Raw genomic sequence first — 14,905 nt, 5'->3', positions numbered from 1 at the left:
AATTGATAATTTTGTAAAATTAGTATTCAACATCTAAATTAGACATAGACATTTTTACGATAATACTAAATTATTTTCTTATTTTTAAAAAAATTTTTATGAGAAAAAAGGATAGTTTTACTGGAGAAAAGATATTGGTTATCCCAAAAAAATCAATTAAAATTTTAAAAAAACACACTTTTACAAGGGGATTATATGTAACAGACGTAGGTTTTTTCCCCAATGCAAAATATCACTATAGAGAAAGAGGTCAAGGCTGTTCGGAATATATTCTTATTTTATGTGTAAAAGGTTCAGGTTGGATAGAAATAAATGGGAAACGGAACTTTATTCATAAAAATCAATATCACATTATACCTCCTAACACTACTCATAAATACGCATCAAATCATGATAAGCCATGGAGTATTTATTGGATACATTTCGGAGGAGAAAACACCGATCATTTCATTTTACCATATAACTACCCTCGCATTTTAAATAATGATATTAATACAAAATTAGAAGACCAGTTTCATTTGTTTGAAGAAATTTATTACACGTTAGAAGCGGGACTTTCTTTAAACAACCTAGAGTATAGTAGTGTGATACTTATTAACTTATTAGGGTCTTTAAAATATTTATCCCTATACAGAAAAAATAGAAAGATATACAGAAAAGACCCCATATCCAAAGCTACTATATATATGAAAGACAATTTAAATCAAAATATTACAGTACGCGATTTAGCTATTCACTGCGGCTTTTCTGTTTCTCATTTCTGCCTACTTTTTAAAAAACATACAGACCATACTCCAATAGAGCACTTAACATTTTTAAGAATACAAAAAGCATGTCACTTATTAGACTATAGTACATTAAGGATTAATGAAATAGCAAGAACTATAGGCTATGAAGATCCTTATTATTTTACACGCGTATTCAAAAATACAATGGGGAAATCGCCTTCATCTTATAGACTTAAAAAAGATTAAACTAAATATGTTCTGAAATAGGGGAAATATCCTTTTTAAGGATATTATTTATATAATTTAAGATTTTCATATCTTATACAGTTAAGTTTTTATTTTAGAAAACATCTCATTTAGTTATTTAAGTTAGTATGGTGAATTGAGTTAGTTTTTTAGTGAAGAGGAGCGCATGATAACATGTGTTCCTTTTATTTTATTACAACTTACTTTTTAAATAAAAGGAGTATCTTTAAACCTACCCTCTTAAAATCTTAAAAACAGAACCATACTAATCTAATTACTCATAGATTCGCGAATCTATAATTTCATGGGAATAACAATTTCTATGCAAACCCTGAGGCAAAGTCAATAGAAATTCTTTTTGATTATTAAAGGGTTACCAAAGGTCTTCAATCTCTTCCAATGTTTTATTTTTAGTTTCTGGAATTTTATATTTCACAAACAAAAAGCATAATACGCATATTCCTGCATATACCCAGAAGGTACCATAAGTTCCCATAGTTTTATTAAGAATAGGAAAGCTATACGTTAATAAAAAACAAGCTAACCATAAGGAAGTTGTCGTTATTGACATAGCTGCTCCTCTAATTTTATTAGGAAAAATTTCTGAGGCCAATACCCAAAATACTGGGGCTAATGTAAGTGCATAAACAGCAATCGCTGCTACAATTAACACAACCAAAGCGAAGCCTTTTAGCTCGAAAAAATAGAACAATCCAATAAAAACATACAGAGTACATAGGCCTAAAGACCCCATTAGCCAAAGACTTTTCCTTCCCCAACGATCTATAACCTGCATAGCAATTAATGTAAATACAAGATTTACAATCCCGGTTAAAATGATATTGAATAGTGCATCACTCACCCCATAACCAGCACTGGCAAATACTTCTTCCGCATAATTAAAAACCACATTAATACCACACCATTGTTGTAAAAAAGCCAATATAATACCTATAATAATCAAGCTTCTATTCTTCCCTTTAAACAGTTTTTTTAAGCTCAAAGCACTTGCAGTTTCTTGTAATGTTTCGTTAATTTCTTTTTGAACATCTTCTGCATAGTCTTTACCTCCAATACTTAATAATACTTTCTTTGATAAATCCATTTTTTTATTTTTTGACAACCACCTCGGGCTTTCAGGAATACCAAAAATCAGTACAAAAAACAAAAATGCAGGAACTAATTCTGCCCAAAACATCCATCTCCAACCCGTTTGTCCATTCCATGAATTCATTATTTCTAAATCGGTCATATTATCAGGAACTACATCTGCAATAAAAAAGTTTATAAATTGCGCTGCCAATATCCCTATTACTATAGCTAATTGGTTAAGCGATACTAAACGTCCTCTATAAATAGATGGCGATACTTCGGCTATATACATGGGTGAAATTGTAGAAGCCAGGCCAATACCTAATCCCCCCAAAACTCTAAAGACAATAAATAAATTAAAATCATTAAACCAACCTGTTCCTGCCGCAGAAACAACAAACAAAAAAGCGGCAAGACCTAAAGGTTTTTTTCTACCAAAACGTTCCGTGACTTTACCAGCTATAGCTGCTCCAACAATACACCCTATTAAAGCACTTCCCATTGCCCAACCTTGAAGATGTGGTATTTCAGAAATACCAAAAAACCTTTCATAAAAAGGTTTTGCTCCACCAATTACTACCCAATCGTAACCAAAAAGCAGTCCCCCAAGAGCAGATATCATAGAGATGGACAAAATATATTTAAAGTTAAAATGTTTAGTGTTTTCCATAATTTTATAAGGTTATTGGTCTAAGTATTCTATATCGAAAAAATGAAGCCTTTTAAAACTCAAAGATATTTATGATTGATAAATAATATTGGTATCTATTAAATCAAAATAGCATAACAAATTGGTCATTACCCAATACATTATAAGAAATAGCAATACTTTATTTGACCATAGATACATATTTCGAAATTGAGAAAACATACTTTTTAAGAATGTTGTTATGATAATGCGTTTTAGTAAAAAACAGATGTTTAAAATTTAGATATCCCATACTTTAATTATCTAATATTTCATATCGAAAAAAGCGATAGTCGGCAGATTTTGGAATATTCAATTCTATATTTCCATTTTCGACATTCATAAGAATTTCTTTGCTTCCTGATCGTTCTAAATCTTTTATTTTTATTTTCTTGCTATCTAAAAACTTAAGTTTCATTATTTTTTTCTCTTCAATATTATGAAGTTCTCTAAAAATCATGAGATATCCTATATTGTTTTCTTTATTGGCTATTTGAAATCCTGTCCATGAAGCATTATTAGGTTCATCTCCAATTGGAAAAACAAAAGAGTTAAATATTTCCTTGCGATGTGCTTTATAAACACTAATCACTTCTCTCAATTCATCTCTTTCTTCTGGTTTTAAAAATTGTGTTAACATAAAGCATGAAGGAGCAGACATAAACGCAGACATAGCGGCATAGGATTGACCGTGCAAATAGGCATCAGAATATTTAGGGTTAGTTCTTGATGGGTTTTGCCAATGACATTGAAGCGCATTCATATTATAATATTTTGACATCATCCAATGATGTCGAAGTGTAATATATGGCACATAAACTATATGATGTGGTAAATTGTTTTGAATATTTTGAAAGTACATAGGACCATACTCACGATTTTTATTATACCATCCGTAGCGTTGATCGTCATATTCCGGACACCAAGAAACTTGAGTGGTATAATTAGTTTCTTTTATGAATTTTCGAATCCCTTTTATACGAGCATTAAAAGATTCCCAATTTTCTAACTTGTCAAAATCGAATTTCCAAGTAGCTACACCCAACTTCTTTTGATTACTGATTAATTCTTCGGCTGTAATATAGCGAACTGCAGCCCACAGACCTATCTGAACATTGTAATCTGTCGATATTTTTTTTATTTTACCCCAATTGGCATCGTAACCGACCTTTGTATTGGGATGCCATGAATTTTTACTCATTGTTCCACCTTCTTGCCAGCCATCATCAATACGCACAATATCAATCCCAAGATCTGAAGCCGATTTAATCTCTTTTTCAATAACTGGAAACTTGGAATTCTCTCGACCATAAATCTTCTTATACTCATCATTTTGTAAATCACTACCCCAAGTATCAATAAGAATATGCATATCCCTTTCTAAATTTACGGGGTAACGTATACGATCAAATTGCTTTAAAGCGAACTCCATGTTGTCTTCCCCTCCTGAATAGAGTATAGACCAAGTCCCCCATGTCCTTCTAAATTCTGAGGTAATCTCACTAGGTTTCAAACCCCATCCTGTAACTTCCACACCTATTGGTGTACAGAAAAAAGATCCAGTTTGATGCCCATATTTATTAACTGTCTTATTAGATTCTTTAACCAAAATCAGGCCTTCTCCATCCGATTCAATAGATACTCCATTAGCCCAGGTATTTTGTTCATCTTGAAAAATAGGCCAACCTTGTACGACCTTTTCCTTTACCATATCTTTGGTATTAACACGGTTTCCAGGATCGTTATAAAGGCCCCAATATCGTCTTTGGTTGGGCAAAGAAAAATCAACAGGTATATATTCAGTCCTAGCAATTTTAATTGGCTGTCTAGAACCATAATACTTTCTGGTATTTATGTCTTCTGGTATACCATCTGATGAAAAAGAATCTAAAGCCTTTACCTCGATAGCAGTCCAAATCCCTGTGGCGTTTGGATACACTCGAATCAAGTATTTAAGTTCTAAACCACTATCGTAAACCATATGAGCAGTAACCAATAAATGATTAGAAGTAAAGTGTTCATCATCTGTTTCTAGACAATTCAACGAAAGAAGTTTAGCCTCGGAATTTGAGTCAATCTTCGTAGGAAGATCCCAATCGCTATTATGAACTCGATCAGATTGAGTCCATGTTTTACGACTGTTTATATTAATTGGCTGGCTCTCATATTTAGCATCTGATTTTTTTAAAGTAGCCCACTCTTTTCCTGATAACAGGTTTTTATAACTGGTAGTCAAAAATCCAGCTCCTGTCCAACGCCATTTTCGTTCAACTTTACCTGTAGACACTGTAATTGTATTGTCTGAAAATTGGAAACTAGCATTACCTAATACTTTAGAATTTTGAGCATGGCCATATTGCACAAATATTACGACAATCCATAAAATTGCTAATTTTGGTCTGTTCATTCTAACTTTATTGATAATAAAAAGCGTTATAATTTATCTTAAATATTCTAAATAACAGGGTGCCCCTACTACTATATACCTTAATGCACTGCAACCCCTATTGCTTTACTAATATTTTTTGTAATTGTACTATAATCTCCATCTGCAATTAACTGTTTGGTAGCCAACCAAGAGCCGCCTATAGCAATGACATTTTGCATGGCTAAAAATTCATCCATATTTTTAAGAGATACACCTCCCATAGGAATAAAAGCAACACCTGTATGCCCGTAAGGGCCTGCTAAAGCTTTTAACATATTAATGCCTCCTACTTGAGAAGCCGGAAACAACTTTTGCACTTTACATTCCATTTCTAACGCTAATTCTACCTCTGAAGGCGTCATGACTCCAGGAATAAAAGGGAAATTGAGATCTATAGCTTGCTGTACTACTGCTTTATTAAATCCAGGAGCCAACCCAAATGCTGAACCACTTTCCTTAGCTAAAACTACTTGTTCTGGTGTTAATAAAGTTCCTGCTCCAACATGTAAGTTTGGAAAAGCATCAACAATCTTTCTAATGCATCTAGCAGCAGCTTCAGTTCGAAAAGGAACTTCCATGATATTTAGACCACCAGCGATAACAGCTTCAGCAATTTTTACTGCTTTAGTTTCATCTTCAATAGTGATAGCAGGTAGTATTTTATGTTCGAAAAAATGTTTCATAATTTTTTAATCGAATGCTTTTTGAACCTTCTTTGTCAATTCTACCACAGCTTTATCTCGTATTTGTTTTCCATTTTCAATATCGGCTTCTGTTGGGTATCCATTAATACCTCCCGATTCGGCATCTAATTCATAACGCGAACGGATTTTATACCAAGGTTTTTCTACTTTAAAGTCTTTGGCACGATCCATTTTTGATGGTGTCCCAACGGCTATAGCAACTTCAGTTTCGCCTTTATCTGCATGATGAATTCCTGTGATACCACAATCGCTCCACCAGTTCCAACAAATGCCTTTAAAATCTGGATGTTTTTCCCATATTTTGAAGAAGGCTAATTCGCAAGCCGTTTTATTTGCACCATGACCAGTAATAAAAATGATTTTTTTAAAACCTTGTTTGCAAAATAAATGACATAAATCTTGAATGGTTGCCATAAACGTTTCCACTGTCAATCCTAAAGTTCCTGGGTATTCTCTCATTTCATCTGCAAAACCATAAGGGATACAAGGCGCCAGTATAGCTCCAGTATTTTCTGCTACTTTTTTACTAAAATATTCTGCTGTATCTATATCTACACTTACGGCTAAATGTGGTCCATGAGCTTCCACCAAACCTACAGGAACGATTACAGGAATATTTCTGTCTAGTTCATTTATTTCTGTGGAAGTCAATTTAATCCATTCTTTCATCACTATTGTTTTTTTAGTTTTTCATGTAACATTGCTGCAGCACCATATACCCCTGCATATTCTTGAATAATCGATATTTCTATTGGTACGCCTTCATTTTTCGGAAACCTGAATACACGCTTATTAACACGTTCTTGCACATCATCCAGAAAAATATCAGAAGCCAAGGAAGCTCCTCCACTTAATATGATTTTTTGAGGTCCGTACGCATGTGTTGCATTTATTAAAAGTACCGTTAAATGTTCTTTCCACATCTCCAATTCACGCAAACACAATTCATCGCCTTCTCTGCACGCCTCGGCAATTTCTTTAAATCCTATTTTTAAAGGGTCTTGAAAATATAATTCTGAAAGCGAAGAAGGAATCCCCCTTTGGATGGCTGTTCGTACTTGGTTTACTAATGCTGTGGCAGAACATAATGTTTCTGCTGTACCATAGTTTCCTGTTAAACAAAACTTATTATTAGACGCATCCATTACTAAATGCCCTATTTGAATCCCGAAATTAAAATGAGGGTCTACAAGAATTTCACCATTTATTATAACTCCTGAGCCTACACCTGTTCCCAAAGTAATTACTACAGCCCAATCTACATCTTTTGCATTTCCATAATACTTTGCAGCATAAGCAGCCAAACGGCCATCATTTTCAGCAAAAACCGGAAGCTTGAATTCTTCTCTAAGTAATGGTACAATAGGGAAACCTTCCAATCCGTCAAACTTACCAGGTAATAAAATAACGCCTAAATTTGAATCTACTGGCCCCGTAAGCCCTAAACCTATCCCCAAACAATTACCTTTTCCTATTGAAACAGGCAAACGTTTTTTGATCAGTGTTTTTAACGCTTCGAGTAATGCATCAGTTCCAAGGTGCGCTTGAGAATCGACCTCTTCTGAGTGTGATAAATTTCCATCAGCGTCTATGATTCCTGCTTTGATTCGAGTTCCCCCGACATCGCATGCTATGATATAATCGTTCATAATATCATGTCTTTTTAGTTATCGTAAGGTGAATCTACCATAGCGCCTTGATTTTTCAGTATCCCTCTCAACTCATCTGTATCGATATCAATTGGAGCGCAATTATTTTTAATTGACATAGAGGCTGCAACACCAGCGGCTTCTCCCATGGTCATACATTGTGCCATAGATCGTACACTACTATGTGCCACGTGATTTGCAGAGAAACAACGCCCTGCAACTAAAAGGTTACTACTTTCCTGAGGTACTAAAGTTCTATACGGAATCCCGACCACTTCACTATTAGGAATGTATTGCCATTTTACACCTTCTCCATCATGATGATCTTCCATGGGTGCACCACACAATCCGATTTGATCGTCAAATTTTTTAGCTCCTAAAACATCATCTGCCGTTAATCTATAATGACCCTCTACGCGACGGGTTTCACGAACACCGATTTGTACTCCAAAAGTTGATAATTCAGATTTCTCATAACCTGGAACGTATGCTTTTAAAAATCGGATATATTCTATCGCTTGTAACCTTCCTTTCATTTCAGCGTCACTCCATAATTTTGGATCTGCAGCGTTTATAACGTTTCCATATTTATCTTTACTGAACGATGTTAATCGTGTCATAATTGTAGCTGTCATATGGTCAACCGGAGTAATATGATCACTTCCTTCTTTACGGGGCAAATTAAAGTTTCCGGTTGCAGCAGCTTTCTCCATCAATGCATTAATCTCTGGCTTTGTAATTGTTTTACGCTTCGCCATATCAACATTAACCATTTTAAAAGTCGTTGTTAATGTTTGTGCCGGATCTACCAAACCTGCTAATTCGTATGGGATTCCTGCTTGATGACAAATATCTGCATCACCAGAAGCATCAATCACTTGTTTACATTTAATGAATTGTAATCCACTTTTCGTTGCCACAACCAATCCTGTGATTTTAGTTCCTTCGATAACGGTATCTTGAACCCAAGCGTTTAATAAAATATCACAACCAGCACCTTTAACCAATTGCTCCCAAACGACTTTTAAATATTCTGGGTGATAGGTTACTCCCGTACCCGCTCCAAAAGAATTTGGACGCTCTAAATATGCGTTGTAAGTTCCTAATCCTTTTACAACATCATCAGCAATACCTCCAACGACTCTGGTAGATCTTTCGCCTGGAGTATAATACCCATAAAACGTATCCAATACCGCAGTACTTGTTCCTCCAAGAAATCCTAAGCGCTCTAAAAGAAGTGTTTTTGCCCCTGTTCTACCTGCTGCAATAGCTGCTGTAGCGCCAGCGGAACCTGCTCCTACAACAACAATATCATAACTATCTGCAACGTTTAATGTTTTACTATATGTTTGCATACTCATTTATTTTTTAACTTGAAATACTCCACCCAGCGTCAATTTTCAAGACTTCTCCTGTAATGGATTTACTTTTATTGCTTAATAGAAAAACCGAAGATTCTGCAACGTCTTTAGCGTCCATAACACCTTCGATTAATGGTTGTTTTACTTTCATGAAATTTACAATGTCATCATTTTTTGATGCTCTTGCACTCATACGCGTTAATGCCAAACCAGGGGCAATAACATTTACTCTGATTTTGTCCAACGCATATTTTGATGCCATAGACGTACTCATACTTATAATGGCACCTTTAGCAGCAGCATAACCGATGGTACTAAAGAATTTCGGTTCTGGTGAAATCCCTAAAATACTGGACATGTTTAGAATCGTACCACGCAAACCATCTTCATCGCATTCTTGTTTTAACATTTGCTTTACGACCTCTCTACACATGCGATATTGTGTTGTCACATTTGTGGTCATGGTTACCTCCCAGCCTTCTTCTGTACACTCATGTATAGGGCCATCTCCAAATCGACGCCCACTAATACCCGCGACGTTGTACAAACCATCAATACGTCCGTATTTTTCAATACAGGCACTAACTAATTTAGGAGCCGTTTCGGGATCTACTAAATCACCTGCAATAAAATCAGCATGTAACCCTTCCTTTTTCAAATCATCTTGAAATACTTTACAACGTTCAGCATCTCTACCTATATAAAAGACCTTAGCACCTTGCTCTAAAACCATTTTAATAGTTTCGGCAGCAATACCTGAAGCCCCTGTGATGATGAAAACTTTATTTTTCATATTACTCAGTTATTGGCTCTACTCTATTTGGATTGTATGTTCCTAAGGCATAACGCTTTCTTTGATCGTCTAACCATTCATCATAATTATCGGTAGTATCTGCAATATGCATATTACGCAATACGTGATGCTTGATCCCTCTACTATCCAATTCTCTAACCGTTAATTCATTCAAACATTGTGCTACTGAAATTGCCCCTACTGTGGATAAAGGACAAACATGATAGTCTGCCATCTTCCCTTCTATTTTCACTGACAAATCACCATAAGGCATGGAATTATCAATAAAATAACCATTAGGGTTCTCTTCTATAACATGAATCAAATTTTTTCCAGAGCTATGTTTTACAGCAGCACCTGCAGATTGTACTTTGGATGCTATGCCAACAATTTTCAAATCTGGATATTGTTTGCTAAATTCTAAAGCCATATCTACTGCTGCTGCTGTAGTACCCGTTGCTGTGACAACAACCAATACATCTTTAGCTCCAAATTGTACTTCTTTTAACAACACTTTCCCTATACCTTCTACTTTTTCATAGAATTGATCTACACGAATACCATTTGGGCCCGTAACGTCATTGAATGTAATAATCGCATCTGTTAAAATTGGGTTAAACCCTGTTAAGGCTCCCATTCTAATTACTGTTTCTTCTACAGATTGTCTTGAATGCCCATTAGCATAAACATGCACCATACCACCCGAAGCTATAGCATCTGCATAGATACTTGCTACTTCTTTCAATAATGGTTCTTGGTTTCTTAATCCTTCTTTAATTTTGTCCAGTTGATCTGGGAATTCTAAGTTCATAAAAGTATTTTTAATAAGTTGGTTAACTAACCTTCGTTAATAGTTTATTTAAATCTTTAGGATCCAATGTTCTGTTTATTTGTTGAGATTTATAAATATAGGACTCAGCTGGAGCTATAATTGAAGATAGTTCGAAAGGCACATCATCAGACAAAAAAGATAATCTTCTAACTACCAAAACAATAGGTGTTTTTAATTGAAGTATCTCGATTTCATATTCAGTCGCTTCCCTTGCTCTCACCTCTTCCTCTGCCCTTATGGCTATGAGCCCATATTCATCTTTTAAATAATTATACAAGGATTCTTTATCTATAACTTTAGCATGAATACCAGGCACCAAACTCAAAGGTATTTCGTTATTCATCAAACAAATAGGGTTATCATCTATAAGTCTTAAGCGTTTTATACGTACCGTTCTTTCACGTGCCTTAAGTTTTAGTTTATCAGCCGTAGAAGAGGTTGGCACCCTCTTTTTTACTTTTATCCAACCTGTGCTAGGCACACTTCCCAATCCAGAAATAGAATCTGTCCAGCTAGATACCCCCACATGACTATCTACAACAGATGGTTTCCTTACAATAGTGCCTTTTCCAGCTTTTGATTCAAGGTAGCCTATAGCTTCCAGTTCCTTTATAGCTCTTTTTACCGTAATAAGACTCGTCTCTGTCTGTATGGCAATTTCTGATTGTGTTGGCAAAAAATCACCAGCAATGTATTCATTTTTAATTTTCTCCAACAAATAATCATATACCTTATGATACAATGGCACTTTATGCTCTGATGCTTTTTTCATTCGTTAATTATTTTTCCACTTTTAATAACTAGGTTCCTGTTTATCAAATACATTAAGCTTTACTGTTTCAAACCCTTTGCATTTAATTTCAAATACACATTCGGCTGGACGCTTGTAAAAACTTATATCTTTAAAAACTGCGCCACCATTTTTAGCATTTTGAATATATGTATCTAAAAGTTTTCCTTTTTTATGGTATACATTTAATGTTACCTCATTTGTTGCAGATCGAATCACTTCATTACCTATCTTAAAATCTACAAATACACTCACTTGATTAAGAACCCATTTTGCAGGCATTGTTGGCGGATTCATTTTCACTTGCATCGTTCCTTTCTCCGAACTATCTGTTATTGTTTTATGAGGGATGTTAGGATATGATGATTTAATTTCAACTTTTCCTGAATCGAAAGTAGATTGAATTGAATACGCAGCCCTACCTTCTACAAAATCTATAGTATCTTTTTTCATACCGTTCTCAAACAATCCTTTTCCTTTCAGCTCAACCGTTAAAGGCGTAAAGATATTAAGTACTCTGCTTCCATGTTTATCTAGAAGTTTAGCTACAACATTAATAGTAGAAAGACTATCTGCCATCCATAGAGATTCTTCTTTTTCTACTTTTAACTCAACAGGTTTTCCGTAAATCGGGAAATCAAAAGATCTAGTCTCAATGTTCTCTCCTGAAACTTTTACTTTAGCTATTCCAGAATTATTTCTAGCAATTAAGTTAAATCGAACCTCTTCTTTCTGAACTTCAAAAGTGTTTTTTGTTTTTCTATTTGAAAACAAAACTGGACCTTCTAATTCTACATCTATCTTTCCAATTGATTCTGATGTATCTGCAAATTTAATTTCACACTTAGCTTGACTAAATCCATCGGCAAACAACCCTTCTTGATTTGATGAGAATATAGGCATTGCTTTTTCATAAAATTGCATTATGACTTCTCTATCTTTTTCCTCTGGGGTTGCATTCCATTCAATTATGTCATACTTAGGTGTACCAGGGATTGTGGCTAATTGTAAGGCATCTTTACTTTTTAAACTATACTTCCACCCAGTATCTAATTTAACCATTACTTTTTTGGCTTTAATATCATAATACCACCCTTTTTTAGCCATATTATAAATTAAATCATTTCCATTATCGAAATATGCTAATTCCTCTCCATCAACAATAATTGTTTTTGGTTTTGATAGGGTGTGTATTTTCAACAAGAAACTTCTCTTTTCAGGCATTCCCTTATAGAACCCTTTTCTTTTAGAAATATTAATTTTTACCTGACTATCATTTTCATGACATTCAATATCAGTAAGCGCATATTTACTTTTTTCATAATCATATGAAATACCATCATCTTCATATAATTGATAAGATGACGAATTATGCGGGTATATGTCCCAAACAACTATTTCATCTTTGGTCTCTCCTATATAATTTTTCACTTGCCCCATTGGAATAATAGCGCCGCCTTTAACATATAAAGAACCTCCCATATATTCTGGCCAACTTGCATCTACCCATTGTGCTTTTTCAATATCTATGACATTGCTATTCCAATAATCAACCCATCTTCCTTTTGGAAGGTATACCTTTCCGTCATTACCTTTTTGAACACCAGTCCAAAAATCAACCTTTTCATTTGCAGGAGCATCATCCGCATCTGATAATCCAACTAAAAACCAATCCCCTACCATAAACTGAGATTTCATTTGATAGGTATTTGGATCATCTGAATAATTAAGAACCATAGGGCGCTCGATTGGTAATGCCGTAGTATGCGACTGCCAAAGAGACGAATAGAAATAGGGCACTAACCTAGAACGTAAGCAGGCATATAAGCGATGGCTTTCCTCCATAGCTTCAGAATACAACCATGGTTCTCTATAATACGCCCAACTATCAACAACAGTAAAAGGTGTAAAAAACCCTTGATGCCAACCAGCTGGATGTGGATTACGAATATCGTAACTAACCATTGCATGACCAGAGAGACTAGCATTTATAAGACCATTTGCTGCCTGAAAATCTCCAGCCCATTGAAACGGCCATCTATGCGAAGCCACTGAGGCATTATATGCATGAAACATTACAATAGCTCTTTCTTTTGTTTGTTTTCTGAATTCTTTAAACAGCGTTTGTGTATACAATGAATTAGATACATTATTAAGTTCTTCAGGAGTCATCAACTTATCCTTAAATTCAGATCTAGTAAATTCAGGATCATGCAATTGCGTACTCACAATACTTCTGGGGTATGGATCATCTTGCTTAAACATACGTACCCCCATATCAACGATATGCTTTCGCTTCGCATACCATTTCTTTCTTACTTTTGGATCGGTCATGTTTACATAAGGCGCAATACCAGACTCCCATAAATCCATTTTATATCCCATACTGCTCAACTCATCAATCATTTTCTTAGGTGTAGGGAAACGCGTAGGACTCCATTTCCAATCCATAGCATAAGACACCTCTTCCCACCCTGGTTCTAAAGCCATTATATCACATGGAATTTCTTTTTCTCTAAACCCTTTAGCGACTCCAAGCAAATCCTCTTGTGTTCCATGGTACCTAAGACGGTATTGTAATCCAAAAGCCCAACGAGGCACCATCATAGTTTTACCAGTAAGATTTGTATACTTATCTAAAATCTGAGGAAAAGACGGCCCATAGATTAGGTAAAAATCAATACTACCGCCTTTAGTGGTAATACTATAATAATCTGCTGCTTCTCCATTAGTTTTATTTGTAAAATCGAAGTCATGATTAAATACACTATTAGAATAAAAAGCATACCCTCGGGTACTTAAAAAAAATGGCACTGTAGCCCCATTCCATCTATAAGCCCTTTTAAAAGTTAGTTTTTTTCCGCGAGCATCTAACGTTTCACGCATAAAGCCAAATCCGAAAAAATGCTCATCGGATGGCATATCAAAATTTAAGACATTTTCTTCTCCATACTGTATACCTGATTTTTCGTTATTTCTAACTATAAGATTTCCTTTTTTATCTAATACTTTTAGTCCAAAGTTAGCTTTCGATACTAAAACGGTAACCGAAGAAGTTAGTATTTGGTAATCATCTTTACCTTCCTTCACTTGAAAATCTACCGTAGAAAAATCATCCTTAACAAACCCATATTTTATCATTGTCGATTCATTAAATTTCCCTTTTGAAGATACCTGAACACGAATAATATCGTCAGTTACTATACTTAATTTTACAGACTCATTATCTTCACAATGAAATAATACGGAATTATCCTTTCTTTCGTAAGACATTACTTTTAGTAACCTATTCTGAGTGTAAGACTGAAAAGTAAATCCTATAAAAAACAATAGAGCTATAGTTTTTTTGCTAAATAAATTCATGGTATAAAATTAATTTAAATAAATTTTGAACAAATATTATAATAATATACTATTTATGCAAATTTTAATTATGATAAAAAGTTTATCCTTAATTAATAAACATTTTTTATGCTTCTATTCTTTTAGACTCAATGTCAAGGATCTTATAACAAATAGCTTATCTAACGATAAATTATAGGTTAAAGTTCCATAAATAGGTTTACCTGACATTATTCAATAATAATAAACCTA

General features: G+C 34.5%; 11 protein-coding genes. 1 reads left to right on the top strand and 10 read right to left on the bottom strand.

Annotation, left to right across the window (positions count from 1 at the left end):
- Positions 1-98 precede the first annotated feature (98 nt).
- Positions 99-974 carry an AraC family transcriptional regulator gene (locus Q4Q39_RS03990; RefSeq protein WP_303281075.1) on the top strand — a complete coding sequence of 292 codons (876 nt, stop codon included), beginning with the start codon at positions 99-101 and terminating at the stop codon, positions 972-974.
- A 373-nt stretch (positions 975-1,347) separates the two neighbouring features.
- Here the strand turns inward: Q4Q39_RS03990 and Q4Q39_RS03985 are convergent, their stop codons facing one another.
- The 10 genes from Q4Q39_RS03985 to Q4Q39_RS03940 all read right to left on the bottom strand — a co-directional run bounded on the left by Q4Q39_RS03985 (position 1,348) and on the right by Q4Q39_RS03940 (position 14,584).
- Entirely contained in the window at positions 1,348-2,736 is a 1,389-nt protein-coding gene (locus Q4Q39_RS03985) for a sugar porter family MFS transporter (RefSeq protein ID WP_303281074.1), read from the bottom strand.
- Positions 2,737-3,010: 274 nt separating this feature from the next.
- Positions 3,011-5,161 (bottom strand): alpha-galactosidase, encoded by a 2,151-nt coding sequence (locus Q4Q39_RS03980; RefSeq protein WP_303281072.1) that lies wholly within the window; start codon positions 5,159-5,161, stop codon positions 3,011-3,013.
- Positions 5,162-5,241: 80 nt separating this feature from the next.
- Positions 5,242-5,865 (bottom strand): bifunctional 4-hydroxy-2-oxoglutarate aldolase/2-dehydro-3-deoxy-phosphogluconate aldolase, encoded by a 624-nt coding sequence (eda, locus tag Q4Q39_RS03975; RefSeq protein ID WP_303281071.1) that lies wholly within the window; start codon positions 5,863-5,865, stop codon positions 5,242-5,244.
- A gap of 6 nt (positions 5,866-5,871) precedes the next feature.
- On the bottom strand, positions 5,872-6,555 hold the full coding sequence (locus Q4Q39_RS03970; RefSeq protein ID WP_303281070.1) for a creatininase family protein: 684 nt from the start codon (positions 6,553-6,555) through the stop codon (positions 5,872-5,874).
- Positions 6,556-6,557: 2 nt separating this feature from the next.
- The gene (locus tag Q4Q39_RS03965) at positions 6,558-7,535 is read right to left on the bottom strand and encodes an ROK family protein (RefSeq protein ID WP_303281069.1); all 978 of its coding nucleotides are present in this window, start codon (positions 7,533-7,535) and stop codon (positions 6,558-6,560) included.
- Positions 7,536-7,549: 14 nt separating this feature from the next.
- Complete coding sequence (locus Q4Q39_RS03960; protein ID WP_303281068.1) at positions 7,550-8,890, bottom strand: FAD-dependent oxidoreductase; 1,341 nt, start codon at positions 8,888-8,890, stop codon at positions 7,550-7,552.
- Between the two features lie 13 nt (positions 8,891-8,903).
- Positions 8,904-9,689: an SDR family NAD(P)-dependent oxidoreductase gene (locus Q4Q39_RS03955; RefSeq protein ID WP_303281067.1), complete on the bottom strand. Its 786-nt coding sequence runs from the start codon at positions 9,687-9,689 to the stop codon at positions 8,904-8,906.
- A gap of 1 nt (position 9,690) precedes the next feature.
- On the bottom strand, positions 9,691-10,500 hold the full coding sequence (locus Q4Q39_RS03950; RefSeq protein WP_303281066.1) for a sugar isomerase domain-containing protein: 810 nt from the start codon (positions 10,498-10,500) through the stop codon (positions 9,691-9,693).
- A gap of 22 nt (positions 10,501-10,522) precedes the next feature.
- Positions 10,523-11,293 (bottom strand): GntR family transcriptional regulator, encoded by a 771-nt coding sequence (locus Q4Q39_RS03945; RefSeq protein WP_303281065.1) that lies wholly within the window; start codon positions 11,291-11,293, stop codon positions 10,523-10,525.
- A gap of 21 nt (positions 11,294-11,314) precedes the next feature.
- Positions 11,315-14,584 (bottom strand): TIM-barrel domain-containing protein, encoded by a 3,270-nt coding sequence (locus tag Q4Q39_RS03940; RefSeq protein WP_303281064.1) that lies wholly within the window; start codon positions 14,582-14,584, stop codon positions 11,315-11,317.
- Between the last annotated feature and the right edge of the window lie 321 nt (positions 14,585-14,905).

It is taken from the genome of Flavivirga amylovorans (assembly GCF_030540875.1).
GTDB lineage: Bacteria > Bacteroidota > Bacteroidia > Flavobacteriales > Flavobacteriaceae > Flavivirga > Flavivirga amylovorans.
Note: the sequence above shows the minus strand (reverse complement) of the source record. Positions and strands in the feature narration are given on the sequence as shown.